We start from the raw sequence: 21,177 nt of genomic DNA, 5'->3' as shown, positions 1-21,177 counted from the left end.
TGACCCTCATCGAGTCCCCTGCCTTTTTGCGGGAATCGTGCCAAAAACCGCTGAGTGGGCACTCCGCCATGACCTTGCATTTGCGCTACACTGCGCCGCTTGTGCAGATCGATAGAATTTGAAGGACACCATGACGTTCAAGGCCCCGGACAGCCTCGCCGAGCAAATCGCTCACCACCTCGCCGAACGCATCATTCGTGGCGAAATGAAGCCGGGAGAGCGCATCCAGGAACAGAAGGTCACGCTGGCGCTCAACGTCAGCCGCGGTTCGGTCCGCGAAGCCTTGCTGATCCTCGAGCGTCGCCACCTGATCGCGATCCTGCCGCGCCGTGGCGCGCATGTCACCGAACTGACGGCGCACAAGGTGCAGAGCCTGTGCACGCTGATGAGCGAGCTGTACATTCTGCTCGGCAATTCGGTGGCCAATGGCTGGCAGGTCCAGTCGGACATGGCGCCGTTCGTGCAGATCCAGCAGCGCCTGACCGCCAGCTACGAGCGTCAGGACATTCGCACGTTCGTCGATGACAGTTTCAACGTCATGCGCGCCGCGTATCCGTTCGCCAACAACCCGTACCTGCAAGAAACTGTCGAGAACCTGCAGCCGGCCATGAGCCGCGCGTACTTCCTCGCCCTCGAACAGCGCAAGGCCGAAATGAGCGAATTCCTCGAACTGTTCGAGCGCTTGCTGGCTGCCGTGCTCGCCCGTGACCTGCCGCAGATCCGCATCGTGCTGACGGCTTACGCCCAGCGCAGCTGCGATCTGGTGGTGTCTGCCCTGACGGTTGCCTAAGCGTGCGGCTCAAGTGCATCAAACTGGCGGGATTCAAATCCTTCGTCGACCCGACCACGGTGAACTTCCCCAGTAACATGGCGGCGGTCGTCGGGCCGAACGGTTGCGGCAAGTCGAACATCATCGACGCCGTACGCTGGGTGATGGGCGAAAGTTCGGCGAAAAACCTGCGTGGCGAGTCGATGACCGACGTCATATTCAACGGTTCGACCAGCCGCAAGCCGGTGAGCCAGGCGAGTATCGAACTGGTGTTCGACAACTCCGACGGCACGCTGCTGGGCGAATACGCGGCGTACGCGGAGATTTCCATTCGCCGCAAAGTGACCCGCGACAGCCAGACCACTTATTACCTCAACGGCACCAAATGCCGTCGCCGTGACATCACCGATATCTTCCTCGGCACCGGTCTGGGCCCGCGCAGCTACTCGATCATCGAGCAGGGGATGATCTCCAAGCTGATCGAGTCCAAGCCTGAAGACCTGCGTAACTTCATCGAAGAAGCGGCGGGCATCTCCAAGTACAAGGAGCGCCGGCGCGAGACTGAAAACCGCATCCGCCGCACCCATGAAAACCTCGCCCGCCTGACCGACCTGCGCGATGAGCTCGAACGTCAGCTCGAACGCTTGCACCGTCAGGCCGAGGCCGCCAAGAAGTATCAGGAATTCAAAGCCGAGGAGCGTCAGCTCAAGGCGCAACTGTCGGCCCTGCGCTGGCAGGATCTGAACGATCAGGTCGGCCAGCGCGAGTCGATCATCGGCACTCAGGAAATCAGTTTCGAAGCGCTGGTCGCCGAACAACGTAACGCCGATGCGGCGATTGAACGCTTGCGCGACGGGCATCACGACCTGTCCGAGCGCTTCAATCTGGTGCAGGGCCGCTTCTATTCGGTCGGCGGCGACATCGCCCGGGTCGAGCAGAGCATCCAGCACGGCCAGCAGCGTTTGCGTCAGTTGCAGGACGACTTGAAAGAAGCCGAGCGCGCGCGACTGGAGACCGAGTCGCATCTGGGCCACGACCGCACGTTGCTGCTGACCCTCGGCGAAGAGCTGGACATGCTCACCCCCGAGCAGGAAATCACCAGCGCTGCCGCCGAAGAAGCCGCCGCTGCACTCGAAGATTCCGAAAGCGTGATGCACGGCTGGCAGGAGCAGTGGGACGCCTTCAACCTCACTGCTGCCGAACCGCGGCGTCAGGCCGAAGTGCAGCAGTCGCGCATTCAGCAGCTCGAAACCAGCATGGAACGCTTGGCCGATCGCCAAAAGCGCCTCGGCGAAGAGCGTGCATTGCTCTCGGCGGACCCCGAAGACGCGGCGATCATGGAGCTCAACGAGCAGCTCGCCGAGTCCGAAGCGACCCTTGAAGATTTGCAGACCAGCGAAGAAGCCCAAGTCGAAAAGCTTGAGCAACTGCGTCAGGAACTACAGCAAGCGCTGGCCGCGCAGCAACAGGCGCAGGGCGATTTGCAGCGCCTCAATGGTCGCCTGGCCTCCCTTGAAGCCTTGCAGCAAGCCGCGCTCGATCCGGGCACCGGCACCGCTGAATGGCTCAAGGAGCACAACCTCGCCGAGCGTCCGCGTCTGGCTGAAGGCCTGAAGGTCGAGGCCGGTTGGGAGCTGGCGGTAGAAACCGTGCTCGGCGCCGATCTGCAAGCGGTGCTGGTCGATGATTTCAGCGGCTTCGATCTGTCCGGTTTTACACAGGGCGATTTGCGCCTGCTCAGCCCTGGCACCGACGGCGTGCGGGTGGCGGGCAGTCTGCTGGATAAAGTTGAGGCGCAGATCGATCTGTCGCCGTGGCTCGGTCAGGTCAAACCGGTCGACAGTCTGGAGCAGGCATTGGCCCTGCGCGGCCAGTTGGGCGCCGGGCAGAGCGTGATCAGCCGCGACGGCTATTGGGTCGGCCGGCACTTTCTGCGCGTACGACGGGCCAGTGAAGCGGAAAGCGGCATGCTCGCCCGTGGCCAGGAAATCGAAGCGTTGCATCTTGAACGCGAAGAGCGTGAAGCCACGGTCGAAGCCATGGAAAACCGTTTGCAAACCCTGCGCGCGCAGCAGCGTCAGCAGGAAAACGGTCGTGAGCATCTGCGTCGTTTGCTGCAAGACGAAGCGCGTCAGCAAGGTGAGCTGAAAGCGCAATTGTCCGCCGGTAAAGCCAAGGCCGAACAGCTGACATTGCGTCGTACTCGTCTGGATGAAGAGCTGGTCGAACTCGGTGAACAACGTGCGCTGGAGCACGAACACATCGGCGAAGCGCGCATGCACTTGCAGGAAGCCCTCGACGCGATGGCGCTGGACACCGAGCAGCGCGAGTTGCTGCTGGCCCAGCGCGACAGCCTGCGAGAACGCCTCGACCGCGTGCGTCAGGAAGCACGGCAGCACAAGGATCATGCGCACCAACTGGCCGTGCGTCTCGGCTCGCTGCGCGCGCAGCACGACTCCACGCGCCAGGCGTTGGAACGTCTGGAAATGCAGTCCGAGCGTCTGACCGAAAAGCGTGAACAGTTGAGTCTGAATCTGGAGGAGGGCGAAGCACCGCTGGAAGAACTGCGCCTGAAACTCGAAGAGCTGCTCGACAAGCGCATGACCGTCGATGAGGAACTCAAGACTGCGCAGATCGCGCTCGAAGATGCCGACCGCGAACTGCGCGACGCAGAAAAACGCCGCACGCAGGCCGAGCAGCAATCGCAACTGATCCGTGGCCAGCTCGAACAGCAGCGCATGGAGTGGCAGGCCCTGACCGTGCGCCGCAAGGCCCTGCAGGATCAACTGCTCGAAGACGGCTACGATCTCAACGGCGTGCTCGCCACATTGACTGCGCAAGCCAGTGAACGCGAAGCCGAAGAAGAACTCGAACGGATCAATGCGCGGATTCAGCGTCTGGGCGCGATCAACCTCGCGGCCATCGACGAATACACGCAACAATCCGAGCGTAAACGTTATCTGGATGCGCAGGACGCCGATCTGGTCGAAGCGCTGGAAACTCTGGAAAACGTCATCCGCAAGATCGACAAGGAAACCCGTAACCGTTTCAAAGATACCTTTGATCAGATCAATGGCGGATTACAGGCGCTTTTCCCGAAAGTTTTCGGTGGTGGGCGCGCGTATTTGGAACTGACGGGCGAAGATCTACTCGATACAGGGGTAACGATCATGGCGCAGCCGCCAGGGAAGAAGAACAGCACCATCCATTTGCTCTCCGGCGGGGAAAAAGCCCTGACCGCGCTGGCACTGGTTTTTGCGATCTTCAAGTTGAACCCGGCGCCGTTCTGCATGCTCGATGAGGTTGACGCGCCGCTGGATGACGCTAACGTTGGACGCTACGCACGCTTGGTCAAAGAGATGTCGCAGACCGTGCAGTTCATCTATATCACCCACAACAAGATCGCCATGGAAATGGCCGAACAGTTGATGGGCGTAACGATGCATGAACCGGGTTGCTCGCGACTGGTAGCGGTGGATGTCGAGGAGGCGATGGCGATGGTGGATGCCTGATTCGGTATCTTGTGGGAAAGGTATTAGGGGTTTGTAGGACTTTATTACCGGACTCGACTTGCTGGCCAATCGACATATTCGCGCAAGCCGATGAGACAGACGGTGTAAAGTTGTCTATGGTCGTGCTAGTTTAATGTCAATTTTTCGTATACGTGGGCAAAACGCCTGTCAGAACATAGAGTTGGCGCCACGTTTTAAAGCGGTTTGCACAGTGTAAACCCCTTATTTTTCAGCATTTTTTATAGAGGCACGGGATTACATGGAAATCGGTCTGCGCGAGTGGCTGATCGTCATCGGCATCATTGTGATAGCCGGTATTCTTTTCGATGGCTGGCGCCGTATGCGCGGCGGCAAGGGAAAACTGAAATTCCGTCTTGATCGAAGTTTGTCCAACCTGCCGGACGAGGACACCAGCCCTGAGCTGTTGGGCCCGGCCCGCGTATTGGACACACACAAGGAACCTCAACTGGACGAGCACGATCTGCCGTCGGTGAGCATGCCGGCCCGCGAAGCACGCGAGCCTCGCGAATCCGGTGCCAAACGTGGCAAGCGCGGCAGCAACGGTCCGGCCCAGGGCGACCTGAACCTCGATCTGGATCTGGACGGCGGCCCGAGCTTCAGCAGCCGTGACGACTTCGTAGAAGACGCCAAACCAGCGCCTGCAGCGGTCGAAAAGGATCAACCGCAAGCTGAAGAAGTCCTGGTGATCAGTGTGATCTGCCGCGACGCTGCCGGCTTCAAAGGCCCGGCGCTGTTGCAGAACATTCTGGAAAGCGGGCTGCGTTTTGGCGAGATGGATATTTTCCACCGCCACGAAAGCATGGCCGGCAATGGTGAAGTGCTGTTCTCCATGGCCAATGCGGTCAAGCCGGGCATCTTTGATCTTGACGACATCGACCATTTCAGCACCCCGGCGGTGAGCTTCTTCCTTGGCCTGCCAGGTCCGCGTCACCCGAAGCAAGCCTTCGACGTGATGGTGGCCGCAGCCCGCAAGCTGTCGCAGGAATTGAACGGCGAGCTGAAAGATGACCAGCGCAGCGTTCTGACCGCGCAGACCATTGAGCACTACCGTCAGCGCATCGTCGAATTCGAGCGCCGCGCCCTGACCCACAAGCGTTAAGGCTCAAAGGTCAAAAGATCGCAGCCTCGTTTCACTCGACAGCTCCTACAGGGTTTTTGATTTCTGTAGGAGCTGCCGAAGGCTGCGATCTTTTGATTCTGCTGCCAATGATGTATTGAAATGGAGCAGCCTCGGCTGCTCTTTTGCTTTATGAGAGAACACCCATGACCGCCGCCAAAAACCGCATTCTAGAGCTGCGCGCTGAACTCGATCAGCACAACTACCGTTATCACGTCCTCGACGAGCCGAGCATCCCGGACGCCGAGTACGACCGGTTGTTTCACGAGCTCAAGGCGCTGGAAGCGGCCAACCCCGACCTGATCACCAGCGATTCACCCACCCAGCGCGTCGGCAGCGTGGCGCTCACCGCGTTCACGCAGGTACGTCACGAAGTGCCGATGCTCAGCCTCGGCAACGCGTTTGAAGAAACCGATATGCGCGAGTTCGACCGTCGGGTGACCGAGGGTCTGGACCTGCCTGCCGGTGATCTGTTCGGCGGCAGCTCGGTGGTGGAATACAGCTGCGAGCCGAAGCTCGATGGCCTGGCGGTCAGCCTGCTGTATCAAAATGGCGTTCTGGTGCGCGGCGCCACGCGCGGTGACGGCGCCACTGGCGAAGACATCAGCGTCAACGTGCGCACGGTGCGCAATATTCCACTGAAGCTGCACGGCGAAGGCTGGCCGGCGACCCTGGAAGTGCGTGGTGAGGTGTTCATGTCCAAGGCCGGTTTCGAGCGCCTCAACGCCTCGCAACTGGAAGTCGGCGGCAAGACCTTCGCCAACCCGCGTAACGCGGCGGCCGGCAGTCTGCGTCAGCTCGACTCAAAGATCACCGCCAACCGTCCGCTGGAATTCTGCTGCTACGGCATCGGTCAGGTCTCTCACGATATTTCCGACACGCACATCGGCAACCTCAAGCAGTTGCAGAAGTGGGGCATGCCGATCAGTCATGAACTGAAACTGGCCAAGGGCATTGGCGAGTGCCTGGATTACTACCGCGACATCGGCGCACGGCGTAACTCGCTGACCTACGAAATCGACGGCGTGGTGTTCAAGGTCAACAGCATTGCCGATCAGCGTGAACTGGGCTTCCGCGCTCGCGAACCACGTTGGGCGATCGCGCATAAATTCCCGGCAATGGAAGAGCTCACCGAGTTGCTCGACGTGGAATTCCAGGTTGGCCGCACCGGTGCCGTCACCCCGGTCGCACGTTTAAAGCCAGTCAAGGTTGCCGGCGTCACCGTGGCCAATGCCACGCTGCACAACATGGATGAAGTCGCACGACTGGGCCTGATGATCGGCGACACCGTGATCATCCGTCGCGCCGGTGACGTGATTCCGCAAGTGGTGCAAGTGGTCACCGAACGCCGTCCGGAAAATGCGCGGCCGGTAGCAATCCCGGAAAACTGCCCGGTCTGTGGTTCACACGTCGAGCGCACGCAACTGATCAAGCGCAGCAAAGGCAAGGAAACCGTCAGCGAGGGCGCGGTGTATCGCTGCGTCGGGCGACTGGCCTGTGGCGCGCAACTGAAGCAGGCGATCATCCACTTCGTCTCGCGTCGTGCGATGGACATCGAAGGCCTGGGCGACAAGAGCGTCGAGCAATTGGTCGACGAAGGTCTGGTCAGTTCGCCAGCGGATCTTTACGCACTGAAGTTCGATGACATCGTTGATCTGGAAGGCTTCGCCGAGGTCTCCAGCAACAAATTGCTCACAGCCATTGCCGACAGCAAGCAGCCGGGGCTGGCGCGCTTCATCTATGCGCTGGGCATTCCCGATGTCGGCGAAGAGACCGCCAAGGTGCTCGCGCGCTCGCTCGGTTCGCTGGAGCGCGTGCAGCAGGCTTTGCCGCAAGTGTTGACCTACCTGCCGGATGTTGGTCTGGAAGTGGCACACGAGATTCACAGCTTCTTTGAGGACGCGCATAACCAGCAGGTGATCAGCGAATTGCTGGGCCATGGTTTGCAGATTCAGGATCAGGGCGAGTTGGGCGCCGAGTTTGCCGCCAGTACCACGCTCGGTGGCTTTCTCGACAAGCTGCACATCCCCTCGGTCGGCCCGGGCGGGGCGCAAAAACTGGCGGACAAGTTCGGTTCGCTGGAAGCGGTGATGAACGCCGACTGGCTGGACATGCGCCAGGCGTTGCCGGAGAAGCAGGCGAATTCGGTTCGCGAGTTTTTCGCCGTGCCGCAGCATCGTCAGCTTGCCTTGGACGCCGAGAAACAGCTGCGTGATTTCGGCATGCATTGGGAGAGCGAGAAGAAAGTCGTCGAAGGCTTGCCACTGTCCGGCGAGACCTGGGTGCTGACCGGCAAGGTCGAGTTGATGAGTCGCGATGTCGCTAAAGATCACCTCGAAAGCCTGGGCGCGAAAGTGGCTGGCTCCGTGTCGGCGAAAACCCACTGCGTGGTTGCGGGGCCGGGTGCCGGTTCGAAGCTGACCAAGGCCAATGAGCTGGGTGTGAAGGTGATGGATGAAGAGGCGTTTATCGCCTTCCTCAAAACCCATGGCTTGAACGTTTAAGATCAAAGCATCGCAGCCTGCGGGGTCAGTGTTTCGCTACGCCTATCTGACCGTACACTGATCCCCTGTAGGAGCTGCCGAAGTCTGCGATCTTTTGACGTGCCCCAACAGAAGCGCGGAACGATGTTGTCATGGGAATGATCTAGTCTTGGCAAGCCCCAGGGAGAGATCGCCATGTACCGCTTTTTCGAGCAGCTCAGTTCTCGCATCGTCGCGCCGTTCATGGCCGAGTCCTCACGCAACAGCAAAGTCTGGCCGTGCCGCTGCGGTCAGTCGCTGTTCTTTCGCAACAGCCAGTGTCTGGCCTGCAACGCCTTGCTCGGTTATCAACCCGAAGAAAGTCGCCTGACCTCGCTGCAACCGGGCCCGTACGAGGGCACCTGGGCGCTCGATGCCGACCCCGAAGCCGGCCTGTTCCGTCGTTGCGCCAATCTCGACACGCCCGCCGCGTGCAACTGGTTGCTGGCGGCCAGCGATCACGACACCCTGTGCGTTGCCTGCAGCCTCAATCGCACCATCCCCGACCTGTCCGTTCCGGAAAACCCGGAGCGCTGGCGCAAGGTCGAAATCGCCAAACGTCGCTTGGTCGCGCAACTGATCACCCTCGGTCTGCAGGTCATCCCGAAAACCGTGGATGAAGACGCCGGGCTGGCCTTCGACTTCATCGGCGTCGACCTCGAAGGCAACGCGCCCATGACCGGCCACGCCAACGGCCTGATCACCCTCGACATCAAAGAAGCCGACGACGCCCACCGCGAGCAGGTGAGGGCGCAGATGCACGAGCCGTATCGCACGCTGCTCGGGCACTTTCGTCATGAGGTCGGACACTATTACTGGGATAGGCTGATCGCCAACGGCCCGTGGCTCGACTCTTTTCGCAACCTGTTCGGCGACGAGCGCGCCAGCTACGCCGAGGCACTCGACCGCCACTATCAGCAGGGCGCGCCGCTGGACTGGCCGCAGCACTACGTCAGCGCCTACGCGACCATGCACCCATGGGAAGACTGGGCGGAAACCTGGGCGCATTACCTGCACATGATGGACGCGGTCGATACCGCGCTGGGTTTCGGCATGAGCGCGCGTGAGATGGACTTCGACTATCAGCCTTTTCCGACCAGTACGTTGTACGACCCGGGACATCCGGGTGGGGAGGCGTTCCTGTCATTCGTCAACGCGTGGATCGAACTGGCAGGCATGCTCAATGAGCTGTCACGCAGCATGGGTCAGCCGGATTTCTATCCGTTCGTGCTGCCGGCGCCGGCGATTGCCAAGCTGCATTTCATTCATCTGGTCATTCAGCAGGCGGGCGGCAGGGCGGACGACGTTCTTCAGGCGCAATAAAGTCAAAAGATCGCAGCCTTCGGCAGCTCTTGCAGGGGTATGCGCCTCATGTAGGAGCTGCCGAAGGCTGCGATCTTTATGTCCTTGAACAGACTCATATTTTTTTATCCGCCCGAACGGTTGTAACTTCGTCTCAGATAGGTACAATGGCGCGGCTCGCCGATAGGCAAGCGTCGTTATGGTGACCCCATCGGTCCCCCCGCAACGATTACCCGTGAACCTGGTCAGAGCCGGAAGGCAGCAGCCACAGCGGGAACATTGTGTGCCGGGGTGTGGCTGGTGGGGTTACCACCTTAACGAACAATAGAACGCTTCAACCGAACTGCATGGGTTTCGCCCACTGCGGTTTTTTTGTGCCTGCGATTTGTCAAATCAGCACTAATTTCAATGTTGACGATGACCCTTTGGGAGCTGGCTTGCCAGCGATAGCGGTGGGTCAGGTTCATCTATTTCACTGAAAATCCGCAATCGCTGGCAAGCCAGCTCCCACAAGGTTATGGGGTGTTGTCGGAGTGGCCGGTGTAGAGCCGAATAATCTCATCAATCTCCCCCGACATTTTCATCCGCAGCAGCGTGCGTAATATCCTCTGCACTGGCACGTTCGGATCATTCCTCACATAGCAGCCGACATGCTGCTCCTGCAGCACCGCCACGCCGTGCAGTTGCTGTTCAGGCGCCAGGCGCTGGTTGAACCAGTCCAGCGTCCACTGATTGCTTACGGCGTAGCGATAACGCCCGGCCAGCAGTTTCTCCAGCACCTGTTCCTGATTGCGTGCATCTTCACGTTGCAGTTGATTGGCATCGAACAGCGGTTGCAGGGTGGGGTAGGTGTAACCGAGTACGGTGCCGATCGATTGGCGGGGCAGGTCAGCCGGGTCGAGTTTGTTCGGCAAACCCTGGCGGCTGATCAGCAAATCACGCTGAAACAGCAGCGGCAGGCTCCAGATGTAATCGCCGGACTGATTCGGCAGCCACGACTGTGCGGCATAGCAGCGCACATCAATCTCGCCGTGTTCCATCGAGCTCTGCACCCGCGTGCGCGGCAGGACGACAAACTGCGCTGACCCGCCGACCTGGGTGGCCAGGCTGAGCATGATGTCGTAAAGGATGCCCTGAGTCGGGCGGCCGCGTTCCAGTTGCACAATGGGCATCGCCCAGCTGTCGGGCACGACGAAACGCAGCGGTGTTTCCGCTGCCGTGACGCTCAGGCTCACCCCTAGCATTGCCCCCACGGCCCAACGCATAAACGCTCCGGTAATTCCCGATCCCGAGCCTATAAAAGCCTCTGCTCATGCAGCTTAGCCATATTAGAGAAGGACACCGGATGCAATTTTGCCCTTGCTCCGCTAGCATTAGCCGCTTCAGCTTCCTTCGTTGCGACGGTTTTCGATGAGTTATCAGGTTCTTGCACGTAAATGGCGTCCGCGCTCGTTCCGCGAAATGGTCGGCCAGACCCATGTGCTCAAGGCTCTGATCAATGCCTTGGACAGCCAGCGGCTGCACCACGCGTACCTGTTTACCGGTACGCGCGGGGTGGGTAAAACCACGATTGCGCGGATCATTGCCAAATGCCTGAACTGTGAGACAGGTATCACTTCCAGCCCGTGTGGCGAATGTTCAGTGTGCCGCGAAATCGATGAAGGCCGTTTTGTCGACCTGATCGAGATCGACGCCGCCAGCCGCACCAAGGTCGAAGACACCCGCGAGCTGCTCGACAACGTGCAGTACGCGCCGAGCCGTGGGCGCTTCAAGGTCTACCTGATCGACGAAGTGCACATGCTCTCCAGCCATTCCTTCAATGCGCTGCTCAAAACCCTCGAAGAACCGCCGCCGTACGTCAAGTTCATCCTGGCGACCACCGACCCGCAGAAACTTCCGGCAACGATTCTTTCGCGCTGCCTGCAGTTCTCGCTGAAGAACATGACGCCTGAGCGCGTGGTCGAGCATTTGACCCACGTGCTCAGCGCCGAAAACGTGCCGTTCGAAGACGACGCGCTGTGGTTGCTGGGTCGTGCCGCTGACGGCTCGATGCGTGATGCCATGAGCCTGACCGACCAAGCCATCGCGTTCGGCGAAGGCAAGGTCATGGCCACCGACGTGCGGGCGATGCTCGGCACGCTGGATCACGGCCAGGTCTACGACGTGCTGCACTCGTTGATCGAAGGCGATGCCAAGGCGTTGCTCGAAGCTGTTCGTCACCTGGCCGAGCAGGGCCCGGACTGGAACGGCGTGCTCTCGGAAATTCTCAATGTGCTGCACCGTGTGGCCATCGCTCAGGCGTTGCCGGACGGTGTCGACAACGGTCATGGCGACCGTGATCGGGTGTTGGCATTGGCGCAGGCGTTACCGGCCGAAGACTTGCAGTTTTATTACCAGATGGGCCTGATCGGGCGCCGCGATTTGCCGCTGGCACCCGACCCGCGTGGCGGCTTCGAAATGGTCTTGCTGCGAATGCTGGCCTTCAGGCCCGCAGACACTGCGGACGCCCCGAGGCAACCGCTAAAGCCAGTGGGGATCAGCCAGGCCACAGTTGATTCCGCAAACTCCGTGGCTGCCGCGCCTAAACCTGCGCCGGTGGTCGCTGCGGCTGTTGCGCCAACGCCAGTGGCTGCACCTGCACCTGCGCCAGTCTCCGCCCCGGCTCCCGAGCCTGTGGTTGCCGTTGAGCCGGAACCTGCGCCGGAACCTGAATCCGAGCCAGTCGCTGTCGAAGCTGTCATCGACCTGCCCTGGAACGATCCGGTAGAACCTGAGCCCGAGTCGGTGCAGCAACCTGCCGTCGAGCCCATGCTGGAAACCGCCGCCGAGCAGCCTGACCTGCCGCCGATGCCGCTACCGACCCCGGACAGCGTCGTTCCGGATGCGCCAGAGTGGGCCGCGGCGCCGATCCCTGAGCCGAGTGTTGCCGAAGTCGATGCAGCCACACCGGGCATGGACGCGGACGATGAGCCGCCGATGGACGAGGATTACATCGAGCCGGACATCGATTCGGCCTACAGTTACCTCGACGAACTGGCCAGCGAACACGCCGCAGAGCCGGCCCCGGAACCCGAGCCTGAGCCCGCCGCGATGCCGGCCACAGGTTTGGCGTTGCAGTGGCTGGAGTTGTTCCCTAAATTGCCGATCTCCGGCATGACCGGCAGCATCGCCGCCAACTGCACATTGATCGCGGTCGATGGCGACCATTGGTTGCTGCACCTGGACCCGGCGCACAGCGCCTTGTTCAACGCCACTCAACAGCGTCGTCTAAACGATGCGTTGAACCAGTACCATGGCCGCACGCTGGGCCTGACCATCGAACTGATCAAGCCTGAGCAGGAAACCCCGGCACAGGCTGCCTCGCGTCGGCGCATCAACCGTCAGCGCGAAGCTGAAGAATCGATCCACGGTGATCCGTTCATCCAGCAGATGGTTCAGCAGTTCGGCGCGGTCGTGCGAAGCGATACTATTGAACCTGTCGACGCTCTGGTCACTCAGGGCTAATAACTGAAGGCGTTCGGTGTTAATTGCCGGGCGCTGTTTTTGATCCAAGTACTTTTGAGGTGATTCCCATGATGAAAGGTGGCATGGCCGGCCTGATGAAGCAGGCGCAGCAGATGCAGGAAAAAATGGCCAAGATGCAGGAAGAACTGGCCAACGCCGAAGTCACCGGTAAGGCCGGTGGCGATATGGTCACCGTGGTGATGACCGGTCGTCACGACGTGAAAAGCGTGAGCATCGACCCAAGTCTGGTTGAAGGCCTGAGCGAAGACGACAAGGAAATGCTCGAGGCCGTTGTTGCCGCCGCCGTCAACGACGCCGTGCGCAAGATCGAAGCCAACAGCCAGGAAAAAATGGGCGGCATGACTGCCGGCATGAACCTGCCAGCGGGTATGAAACTGCCATTCTGATTCGCCATTCGGCGGCAGATGAGCTACACAAAATGCCAGGCATTGCGCCTGGCATTTTTGTTTCTGGCTGATTTCAGCGTCTGTCACAAATCTTTGCCAGGCCAGGCTCCTGTAGGAGCTGTCGAGTGAAGCGAGGCTGCGATCTTTTGATTCGGACTTATAAAATCAAAAGATCGCAGCGTGCCGCAGCTCCTGCATGGATAGTGTGCAGCGACGAAACATCGAACCCGTCACGGCCACAGTGGTCTGCTCCCTATACCGCCGAATTCATCATTCACAGGAGACGCTGACATGTCCGACCCTCTGACCCTCAACCAGCGCTTTGTGCTGGCCTCGCGCCCGGTTGGCGCGCCGACCCCCGAGAACTTTCGCCTGGAGCGCGAAGCCCTGCCGGATCTTGAAGACGGCCAGGTGCTGCTGAAGACCCTGTACCTGTCGCTCGATCCCTACATGCGCGGGCGCATGAGTGACGCACCGTCCTACGCCGCCCCGGTACAAATAGGCGAAGTGATGACCGGTGGGGCTGTCAGCCGAGTCGAGCGTTCGCGTCATCCGAAATTCCATGAAGGTGATCTGGTCGTCGGTGCCACCGGGTGGCAAAGCCACAGCATCAGCGACGGGCGCGACATCATGCCGATCCCTTCCGGCCTGCCGAGCCCGTCGATGGCCCTTGGGGTGCTGGGCATGCCCGGTATGACCGCGTACATGGGCCTGATGGACATCGGGCAGCCGAAACAAGGCGAAACCCTGGTGGTGGCTGCCGCATCCGGCGCTGTAGGCTCGGTGGTCGGGCAGGTGGCGAAGATCAAAGGTCTGCGCACGGTCGGCGTGGCGGGTGGCGCCGAGAAGTGCAAATACGTGGTCGAGGAATTGGGCTTCGACGCTTGCATCGATCACAAGGCTGCCGATTTCGCCGAGCAACTGGCCAAGGCCTGTCCCGATGGCATCGACATCTACTACGAAAACGTTGGCGGGCATGTCTTTGACGCCGTCGTCCCGCTGCTAAATCCCAAGGCGCGCATTCCGCTGTGCGGCCTGATTGCCGGGTACAACGCCCACGAAGCGCCGCAAGGCCCGGATCGTTTGCCGATGCTGCAACGCACGTTGCTGACCAAGCGTGTGCGGATTCAAGGCTTCATCGTGTTCGATGACTACGGCGATCGTCAGCCGGAGTTCATCAGCCACATGGTGCCGTGGGTGCGCGACGGCAAGGTCAAATTCCGTGAAGACGTGGTGGAAGGCCTGGAGCAGGCGCCCGAGGCGTTTATCGGTCTGCTGGAAGGACGCAACTTCGGCAAACTGGTCGTGCGGGTTGCCCAGGACTGAGTATTTGACGCTGGCCAGAGGCGCGGGTATAAACCGCGTCTCGTTGTTTTGTCGGACTTTTTACCCATGAGCTTCAGCCCTTTGATTCGCCAACTGATCGACTCCCTGCGAATTCTGCCGGGTGTGGGTCAGAAAACTGCCCAGCGCATGGCGCTGCAGTTGCTCGAACGTGACCGCAGCGGCGGTGCGCGCCTGGCCCAGGCGCTGAGCCAGGCCATGGAAGGGGTGGGGCATTGCCGCCAGTGCCGCACGTTGACCGAAGACGATCTGTGTCCGCAGTGCGCCGATACCCGCCGCGACGACACGTTGCTGTGCGTGGTGGAAGGGCCGATGGATGTTTATGCGGTCGAGCAAACCGGATTCCGTGGGCGTTACTTCGTGCTGAAAGGGCATTTGTCACCGCTGGACGGCCTCGGGCCTGAGGCCATCGGCATTCCGCAATTGATCGCGCGGATTGAAGAAGCGGGCACGTTTACCGAAGTCATCCTCGCCACCAACCCGACGGTTGAGGGCGAGGCGACGGCGCATTACATCGCTCAGTTGCTCAACAACAAAGGCCTGATCGCTTCGCGGATTGCCCACGGGGTACCGCTGGGTGGTGAGCTGGAACTGGTGGACGGCGGGACGCTGGCGCATTCGTTTGCCGGGCGTAAACCGATCGCTCTCTAAATCCTTATTGCCTGTTCTGGCCTCATCGCTGGCAAGCCAGCTCCCACAGTGATTTGGGTTGATCACAAAATATGTGAGCAACATCGAACCCTGTTTGAGCTGGCTATATTGTTGCCACAGGAATTTGAGGTTTATCACAAAGTTTGTGAACGACCTCTGCCCCTGTGGGAGCTGGCTTGCCAGCGATGCAGGCGCCTCGGTCTATCAGATTCACACAATATTGTTGAAAACCAAGCAAGCGCTCGGTTAACGTCGGCGAACTCTTCGATGGAGCTCGCCCATGCCTGCCTTTCAGGAATACTTCGACCCCAGCCACCAGATGGTCCGCGACAGCGTCAGACGTTTCGTCGAGCGCGAGGTCCTGCCGGATATTGATGCGTGGGAAGAAGCCGAAAGCTTCCCCCGAGAGCTGTACCTGAAAGCGGGTGCCGCCGGCATCCTCGGCATTGGCTACCCCGAAGCACTGGGCGGCAGCCATGAAGGCGATCTGTTCGCCAAGGTTGCCGCCAGTGAAGAGCTGATGCGCTGCGGCTCTGGCGGCTTGGTAGCCGGGCTGGGTTCGCTGGATATCGGCCTGCCGCCCATCGTCAAATGGGCGCGACCTGAAGTGCGCGATCGCGTTGTGCCGCAAGTGCTCAGCGGCCACAAGATCAGCGCACTGGCCGTCACCGAGCCCGGCGGCGGCTCCGATGTCGCCAATCTGCAAACCCGCGCCGTGCGCGACGGCGACTTCTACCGCGTCAGCGGCAGCAAGACCTTTATCACCAGTGGCGTTCGCGCCGACTTCTACACTGTCGCGGTGCGCACTGGTGCGCCGGGTTTTGGCGGCATCAGCCTGCTGCTGATCGAGAAGGGCACGCCGGGTTTCACCGTTGGCCGACAGTTGAAGAAAATGGGCTGGTGGGCGTCGGACACGGCTGAATTATTCTTCGACGATTGCCGGGTGCCTGTAGGAAACCTGATCGGCGCTGAGAACATGGGCTTCGCCTGCATCATGGGCAACTTCCAGAGCGAACGGCTGGCGTTGGCACTGATGGCCAACATGACCGCGCAGCTTGCGCTCGAGGAGAGCCTGAAGTGGGCACGCGAGCGTGAAGCGTTTGGCAAGCCGATCGGCAAGTTTCAAGTGATCAAGCATCGTCTCGCCGAAATGGCCACGGCGCTGGAGGTGTCGCGTGAGTTCACTTACCGGCAAGCGGCGAAAATGGCGGCGGGGCAGAGTGTGATCAAGGAGATTTCCATGGCCAAGAACTTTGCTACGGACACCTCGGACCGCATCACCACGGAGGCAGTGCAGATACTCGGCGGGTTGGGTTACATGCGTGAAAGTCTGGTGGAGCGGCTGTATCGGGATAACCGCATCTTGTCGATTGGCGGCGGGACGCGGGAGGTGATGAACGAGATCATCGCCAAGCAAATGGGGCTTTGAATCTTGGGTGAGGCTGCTGGCCTCATCGCTGGCAAGCCAGCTCCCACAGGTTTTTGGGGCATACACAATATTTGTGAACGACCGAAATCACTGTGGGAGCTGGCTGCCTGCGACAGCGTCAGTACAGGCGCCGCTTACTTATCGGTCAAGGCAAACTGCGTCAGGCAGAAGGTCGGAATCCCCATATCCTGTAGACGCTGCGAACCGTTCAGCTCCGGCAGATCAATAATCGCCGCCGCCTCATGTACCCGTGCGCCCATGCGCCGAATCAGGTTGGCTGCCGCAATCAGCGTGCCGCCGGTGGCGATCAAATCATCAAACATCACCACCGAGTCGCCTTCGCAAAGGCTGTCGGCGTGCACTTCCAGGAAGGCTTCGCCGTACTCGGTCGCGTAACCTTCAGCCAATACGTCGGCCGGCAGTTTGCCCTGCTTGCGGAACAGCACCAGCGGCTTGTTCAACTGATAGGCCAGTACCGAACCGATCAGAAAACCGCGAGCATCCATCGCGCCGATGTGCGTGAAGTCGGCTTCGACGTAGCGGTGAGCGAAGCTGTCCATCACCAGGCGCAGGGCCGTTGGCGACTGGAACAGCGGGGTGATGTCGCGAAAGATCACGCCCGGTTTCGGGAAGTCGATCACGGGGCGGATCAGGGATTTGATGTCGAAGGAGTCGAAGACCATCGTCGAGGTGTCCTGGCAGGGCTGCAAACGGCGCAGTATACCCGCGGCTGAATCGGTTCGCTCGGCCGCGGGTCGAGATCAGCCTTCCAGCGAGCCGCCAGCCAGGGCGCAGAGCTGGATCGGATCGAGAATGTGGATCTCTTTGCCTTCGGCAGCAATCAGTTGGTTTTGCTGGAAGCGGGTGAATACGCGGGACACGGTTTCCACCGCCAGGCCCAGGTAATTGCCAATTTCATTGCGCGACATGCTCAGGCGGAACTGATTGGCCGAGAACCCGCGAGCGCGGAAGCGTGCTGACAGGTTGACCAGGAAGGTTGCGATACGCTCGTCGGCGGTTTTCTTCGACAGCAGCAGCATCATTTGCTGGTCGTCGCGGATCTCGCGGCTCATCACGCGCATCAACTGACGGCGCAGCTGCGGCAGTTGCAGGGCCAGTTCGTCGAGGCGTTCGAAAGGGATTTCGCAAACCGAAGTGGTTTCCAGTGCCTGGGCCGAGACCGGGTGTTTCTCGGTGTCCATGCCGGACAGGCCGACCAGTTCGCTCGGCAGGTGGAAGCCGGTGAGTTGTTCTTCGCCGGAATCGCTCAGGCTGAAGGTTTTCAGGGCGCCGGAGCGTACTGCATAAACGGAATCAAACGTGTCGCCCTGGCGGAACAGGAACTCACCCTTTTTCAACGGGCGGCCGCGTTTCACGATTTCGTCCAGCGCATCCATGTCTTCCAGATTCAGAGAAAGTGGCAGGCAGAGAGGTGCCAGGCTGCAATCCTTGCAATGGGCCTGGTTGTGAGCGCGCAGTTTGACTGGCTCGGACATTTCTTCAATCCTTGTGGGAAAACACACATAAGCCGTAAGGGTAACTCACGGGAGGACATTCAGGCCAGTCAATGGCGAGTTTGTCCCGCGGGCGTAAAGCCGCAGGGCCACTGGCCGATAAACTGTTATCAGAGCTTTGGAAGGAACCGATTCAATGGCTGCCATTGGTACGCTGGGCCACGCTAGCAGCGGTGTTGAGGCACTGTCGGACCCGTTTAAAAATGCCGACGACAAAGGCCGCGACGCCGAATCGACTACACAGGCAACCCCGACCTTGGTCGAAGGCGTCAAAGTGTCGCTGTCCGGTGCTTCAATCGAGAGATCGGCAGGTTCCGGTGGCGATAATCGCGACATCGAAGAGAGCGGCTTGCCCGAGAACATCCAGCAACTGCTGAAGATGATCCGTAAATTGCAAAAAGAGATCGCCGAGAAAAAGGCGCTCATCGAAAAGATCATGGCCGACAAGCGTCTTTCCAACGAAGAAAAGATCATCAAGGTTGCCGCTCTGCGCGGCGCCATTGCCGCGTTGAACACTGGTCTCATTACCGCCAATCTGGCTTTGTCCAAAGTGGTGGGGCAGTCGGGTCTGACCTCTGATCAGAACATGAAAGTGGGTTCGTTGTTGATGAAAAACTAGATTACCCGCGAGAAGCGCTGGCGATTCTGCTGTTCGAGGTAAGCGTCGAACACCATGCACACCGAGCGCACCAGCAGTCGTCCGGCCGGCAACACTTCGATTCGCTCGCGATCAAGGGTAATCAAGCCATCCTTGGCCATCTCTTGCAGTTGAGGCCACAAAGCGCCGAAGTAACCTTGAAAATCGATGTTGAACTGTTGCTCGATCTCGGCGAAGTCCAGGCTGAAATTGCAGATCAACTGTTGAATCACTTCCCGCCGCAGTCGGTCGTCGGCGTTACACACCAAGCCGCGGCTGGTCGCCAATTGCGCTGAGGCTAGGGTGTTCTGGTATTCGTTGAGGTCGCTGCTGTTCTGGCAGTAGAGATCGCCAATCTGGCTGATCGCCGACACGCCCAGCCCCACCAGATCGCAATGACCGTGGGTGGTGTAGCCCTGGAAGTTGCGCTGCAAGGTTTGTTCTTCCTGAGCGATCGCCAGTTCGTCGTCGGGCAGGGCGAAGTGGTCCATGCCGATGTAGCGGTAACCGGCGGCGGTCAGTTGTTCGATGGTGCGCTGGAGCATTTCCAGTTTTTGCGCGGGGCTCGGCAGTTCCTGACTGTTGATCCGCCGCTGTGGCATGAAGCGTTCCGGCAAGTGCGCGTAGTTAAACACCGAGAGCCGATCCGGTTGCAGGCTGATGACTTCTTCCACCGTGCGGGCGAAGTTCTCCGGGGTCTGTTTGGGCAGGCCGTAAATCAGATCGATGTTGATCGAGCGAAATTGCAGCGTGCGTGCAGCGTCGATCACCGCGCGGGTTTCTTCCAGGCTTTGCAGGCGATTGACCGCGCGCTGCACCGCAGGGTCAAGGTCTTGCAGACCAATGCTGACGCGGTTGAAGCCCAGTTCGCGGAGCAGGCCCATGGTCGACCAGTCGGCTTCACGCGGGTCGATTTCGATGCCGTAATCGCCGGAGTCATCGTCCAGAAGATTAAAGTGCTTGCGCAGATGCGCCATCAATTGGCGCAGTTCGTCGTGGCTGAGAAAGGTCGGCGTACCGCCGCCAAAGTGCAGTTGCTCGACCTTTTGCGCCGGGTCCAGGTGGCAGGCGATCAGCTGGATCTCCTGCTCGAGCCGTTGCAGATACGGCAGGGCGCGGCCGCGATCCTTGGTGATGACCTTGTTGCAGGCGCAGTAGTAGCAAATGTTCGCGCAGAACGGCACATGAACGTACAGCGATAGCGGGCGCTGGGCTTTACGGCTGTCGCGCAGGGCATGGAACAGATCGAACGTGCCGACCTGACTGTTGAATTGCACGGCCGTCGGATATGAGGTGTAACGCGGCCCCGCCAGATCGTAGCGGCGGATCAAATCGGTGTCCCAACGAATGGCGTCGAGCATGCGGGCATTCCCCGGATAGGCTGGCAGTGTGGCGAGTCTAGGGGCGGGCGCGGCGGGGTGTCTTGATTTGCATCAACGGGGTGCATTGGTAGGAGCATTGAGGGATTCTTCGCGAGCAGGCTTGCTCCCACAGGAGGTGTGTGGTTTGCACAGGAACCGTGTCGGCGCGGGCCTGCTCGCGAAGGCCGCGCCTCAGTTTAATGGCCCATCAACCAGTGCTGATGCGGGCCGGGCAATGTCCAGATCCCGAACAGAATCACCAGCAAACCGCCGGCCATTCGCACGCTGCGCTTGCGCAATAGCGCCGTCACCCGTTCGGCGGCGAGGCCGGTGGCCAGCAATACCGGCCACGTGCCGAGCCCGAAGGCGAGCATCAGCAACGCACTATCCAGCGCATTGCCCTGGCTCGCTGACCACAGCAGCGTGCTGTAAACCAGTCCGCACGGCAACCAGCCCCATAGTGCGCCAAGCAGCAAAGCACGGGGCAAGCTCGACACGGGCAATAAACGATTGGCCACGGGCTGAATGTAGCGCCACAAACCGCGACCGAGGCTTTCGATACGGGTCAGACCGCTCCACCAGCCTGCCAGGTACAGGCCCATGGCAATCAGCAGCAACCCGGCCAGTACACGCATGAACAACGCGGCCGGGCTGTTGGCCACCGCCCACCCGGCGAGGCCGATCAGCAATCCGGCCGTGGCATAGCTGAGGATGCGTCCCAGGTTATACGCCAGCAGCAAGCGAAAGCGTCGACTGCGTTGTTCCTTGGGGATCGCCAGGGTCAGCGCGCCCATCAAGCCGCCGCACATCCCCAGGCAATGGCCACCACCGAGCAGTCCGAGGATCAGCGCCGACACCAGCAGTGGTGCCAGTTCAAGCATGAGGAGGGGCCTTGTCGTCCGGTTTCTGCGCGCGGGCTTCGTCCACCGCAGCGGTGTGGTTCGGATCCTGATCATCGAACAGGATACTGTGGGCCGGACCGTCGAGGTCGTCGTACTGGCCGCTGTCCACCGCCCAGAAGAAGATGTACACGGCGATGGCCACGATCAGCAGGGCGGCCGGGATCATCACGTAGAGAGCTGGCATC

General features: G+C 60.3%; 17 protein-coding genes and 1 other RNA gene. 12 read left to right on the top strand and 6 right to left on the bottom strand.

Features of this window, described 5'->3' with window-relative positions:
• Positions 1–130 precede the first annotated feature (130 nt).
• From AB4P92_RS06070 to ffs, 6 genes are all read left to right on the top strand, one after another.
• Positions 131–790 (top strand): GntR family transcriptional regulator, encoded by a 660-nt coding sequence (locus AB4P92_RS06070; RefSeq protein WP_042558520.1) that lies wholly within the window; start codon positions 131–133, stop codon positions 788–790.
• Positions 791–792: 2 nt separating this feature from the next.
• On the top strand, positions 793–4,281 hold the full coding sequence (gene smc, locus AB4P92_RS06065) for a chromosome segregation protein SMC (RefSeq protein ID WP_395599105.1): 3,489 nt from the start codon (positions 793–795) through the stop codon (positions 4,279–4,281).
• Between the two features lie 259 nt (positions 4,282–4,540).
• The gene (zipA, locus tag AB4P92_RS06060; protein ID WP_042558522.1) at positions 4,541–5,401 is read left to right on the top strand and encodes a cell division protein ZipA; all 861 of its coding nucleotides are present in this window, start codon (positions 4,541–4,543) and stop codon (positions 5,399–5,401) included.
• Between the two features lie 164 nt (positions 5,402–5,565).
• Positions 5,566–7,923 (top strand): NAD-dependent DNA ligase LigA, encoded by a 2,358-nt coding sequence (gene ligA, locus AB4P92_RS06055; protein ID WP_395599104.1) that lies wholly within the window; start codon positions 5,566–5,568, stop codon positions 7,921–7,923.
• Positions 7,924–8,097: 174 nt separating this feature from the next.
• The gene (locus AB4P92_RS06050) at positions 8,098–9,264 is read left to right on the top strand and encodes a putative zinc-binding metallopeptidase (protein ID WP_395599103.1); all 1,167 of its coding nucleotides are present in this window, start codon (positions 8,098–8,100) and stop codon (positions 9,262–9,264) included.
• Positions 9,265–9,452: 188 nt separating this feature from the next.
• Positions 9,453–9,549, top strand: an RNA gene (gene ffs / locus AB4P92_RS06045) — signal recognition particle sRNA small type.
• A 209-nt stretch (positions 9,550–9,758) separates the two neighbouring features.
• Here ffs and AB4P92_RS06040 read toward each other — a convergent pair.
• A complete protein-coding gene (locus tag AB4P92_RS06040) occupies positions 9,759–10,508 on the bottom strand; it encodes a substrate-binding periplasmic protein (RefSeq protein WP_395599102.1) in 750 nt (249 codons plus the stop codon).
• A 145-nt stretch (positions 10,509–10,653) separates the two neighbouring features.
• Between AB4P92_RS06040 and dnaX the strand changes: the two genes are divergently transcribed.
• The 5 genes from dnaX to AB4P92_RS06015 all read left to right on the top strand — a co-directional run bounded on the left by dnaX (position 10,654) and on the right by AB4P92_RS06015 (position 16,578).
• A complete protein-coding gene (gene dnaX, locus AB4P92_RS06035) occupies positions 10,654–12,747 on the top strand; it encodes a DNA polymerase III subunit gamma/tau (RefSeq protein WP_395599101.1) in 2,094 nt (697 codons plus the stop codon).
• Between the two features lie 68 nt (positions 12,748–12,815).
• Positions 12,816–13,154 (top strand): YbaB/EbfC family nucleoid-associated protein, encoded by a 339-nt coding sequence (locus AB4P92_RS06030; protein WP_042558527.1) that lies wholly within the window; start codon positions 12,816–12,818, stop codon positions 13,152–13,154.
• A 291-nt stretch (positions 13,155–13,445) separates the two neighbouring features.
• Positions 13,446–14,480: an NADP-dependent oxidoreductase gene (locus AB4P92_RS06025; RefSeq protein ID WP_047300411.1), complete on the top strand. Its 1,035-nt coding sequence runs from the start codon at positions 13,446–13,448 to the stop codon at positions 14,478–14,480.
• A 66-nt stretch (positions 14,481–14,546) separates the two neighbouring features.
• The gene (recR, locus tag AB4P92_RS06020; RefSeq protein WP_042558529.1) at positions 14,547–15,149 is read left to right on the top strand and encodes a recombination mediator RecR; all 603 of its coding nucleotides are present in this window, start codon (positions 14,547–14,549) and stop codon (positions 15,147–15,149) included.
• Positions 15,150–15,429: 280 nt separating this feature from the next.
• Complete coding sequence (locus AB4P92_RS06015) at positions 15,430–16,578, top strand: acyl-CoA dehydrogenase family protein (RefSeq protein WP_042558530.1); 1,149 nt, start codon at positions 15,430–15,432, stop codon at positions 16,576–16,578.
• 134 nt (positions 16,579–16,712) lie between these two features.
• Here the strand turns inward: AB4P92_RS06015 and AB4P92_RS06010 are convergent, their stop codons facing one another.
• Positions 16,713–17,261 (bottom strand): adenine phosphoribosyltransferase, encoded by a 549-nt coding sequence (locus tag AB4P92_RS06010; protein WP_028621413.1) that lies wholly within the window; start codon positions 17,259–17,261, stop codon positions 16,713–16,715.
• Positions 17,262–17,339: 78 nt separating this feature from the next.
• Positions 17,340–18,074, bottom strand: a complete 735-nt coding sequence (fnr, locus tag AB4P92_RS06005) for a fumarate/nitrate reduction transcriptional regulator Fnr (protein WP_042558531.1) — start codon at positions 18,072–18,074, stop codon at positions 17,340–17,342.
• Between the two features lie 154 nt (positions 18,075–18,228).
• Here fnr and AB4P92_RS06000 point away from each other — a divergent pair, with 154 nt between their 5' ends.
• Positions 18,229–18,711 (top strand): hypothetical protein, encoded by a 483-nt coding sequence (locus tag AB4P92_RS06000; RefSeq protein WP_042558532.1) that lies wholly within the window; start codon positions 18,229–18,231, stop codon positions 18,709–18,711.
• On the opposite strand, the gene hemN is transcribed toward AB4P92_RS06000, so the two are convergent.
• From hemN to ccoS, 3 genes are all read right to left on the bottom strand, one after another.
• Entirely contained in the window at positions 18,708–20,090 is a 1,383-nt protein-coding gene (gene hemN, locus AB4P92_RS05995; protein WP_042558533.1) for an oxygen-independent coproporphyrinogen III oxidase, read from the bottom strand. The genes AB4P92_RS06000 and hemN overlap by 4 nt on opposite strands.
• A gap of 197 nt (positions 20,091–20,287) precedes the next feature.
• Complete coding sequence (locus tag AB4P92_RS05990) at positions 20,288–20,971, bottom strand: sulfite exporter TauE/SafE family protein (RefSeq protein ID WP_039770036.1); 684 nt, start codon at positions 20,969–20,971, stop codon at positions 20,288–20,290.
• Entirely contained in the window at positions 20,964–21,176 is a 213-nt protein-coding gene (gene ccoS, locus AB4P92_RS05985) for a cbb3-type cytochrome oxidase assembly protein CcoS (RefSeq protein WP_042558535.1), read from the bottom strand. The genes AB4P92_RS05990 and ccoS overlap by 8 nt, the downstream gene beginning before the upstream one ends.
• Between the last annotated feature and the right edge of the window lies 1 nt (position 21,177).

Origin of the sequence: Pseudomonas sp. A0308, assembly GCF_044218815.1 — a bacterium.
Taxonomy (GTDB): domain Bacteria; phylum Pseudomonadota; class Gammaproteobacteria; order Pseudomonadales; family Pseudomonadaceae; genus Aquipseudomonas; species Aquipseudomonas iridis.
Note: the sequence above shows the minus strand (reverse complement) of the source record. Positions and strands in the feature narration are given on the sequence as shown.

Bases quoted from the DNA above. Each gene is read 5' to 3' on its own strand.
- fnr (WP_042558531.1), bottom strand. From the start codon at position 18,074: ATGTCCGAGCCAGTCAAACTGCGCGCTCACAACCAGGCCCATTGCAAG.
- zipA (WP_042558522.1), top strand. From the start codon at position 4,541: ATGGAAATCGGTCTGCGCGAGTGGCTGATCGTCATCGGCATCATTGTG.
- AB4P92_RS06010 (WP_028621413.1), bottom strand. From the start codon at position 17,261: ATGGTCTTCGACTCCTTCGACATCAAATCCCTGATCCGCCCCGTGATC.
- AB4P92_RS06000 (WP_042558532.1), top strand. From the start codon at position 18,229: ATGGCTGCCATTGGTACGCTGGGCCACGCTAGCAGCGGTGTTGAGGCA.
- AB4P92_RS06040 (WP_395599102.1), bottom strand. From the start codon at position 10,508: ATGCGTTGGGCCGTGGGGGCAATGCTAGGGGTGAGCCTGAGCGTCACG.
- AB4P92_RS06050 (WP_395599103.1), top strand. From the start codon at position 8,098: ATGTACCGCTTTTTCGAGCAGCTCAGTTCTCGCATCGTCGCGCCGTTC.
- recR (WP_042558529.1), top strand. From the start codon at position 14,547: ATGAGCTTCAGCCCTTTGATTCGCCAACTGATCGACTCCCTGCGAATT.
- ligA (WP_395599104.1), top strand. From the start codon at position 5,566: ATGACCGCCGCCAAAAACCGCATTCTAGAGCTGCGCGCTGAACTCGAT.
- AB4P92_RS06025 (WP_047300411.1), top strand. From the start codon at position 13,446: ATGTCCGACCCTCTGACCCTCAACCAGCGCTTTGTGCTGGCCTCGCGC.
- ccoS (WP_042558535.1), bottom strand. From the start codon at position 21,176: ATGCCAGCTCTCTACGTGATGATCCCGGCCGCCCTGCTGATCGTGGCC.
- AB4P92_RS06030 (WP_042558527.1), top strand. From the start codon at position 12,816: ATGATGAAAGGTGGCATGGCCGGCCTGATGAAGCAGGCGCAGCAGATG.
- AB4P92_RS06015 (WP_042558530.1), top strand. From the start codon at position 15,430: ATGCCTGCCTTTCAGGAATACTTCGACCCCAGCCACCAGATGGTCCGC.
- dnaX (WP_395599101.1), top strand. From the start codon at position 10,654: ATGAGTTATCAGGTTCTTGCACGTAAATGGCGTCCGCGCTCGTTCCGC.
- AB4P92_RS05990 (WP_039770036.1), bottom strand. From the start codon at position 20,971: ATGCTTGAACTGGCACCACTGCTGGTGTCGGCGCTGATCCTCGGACTG.
- AB4P92_RS06070 (WP_042558520.1), top strand. From the start codon at position 131: ATGACGTTCAAGGCCCCGGACAGCCTCGCCGAGCAAATCGCTCACCAC.
- hemN (WP_042558533.1), bottom strand. From the start codon at position 20,090: ATGCTCGACGCCATTCGTTGGGACACCGATTTGATCCGCCGCTACGAT.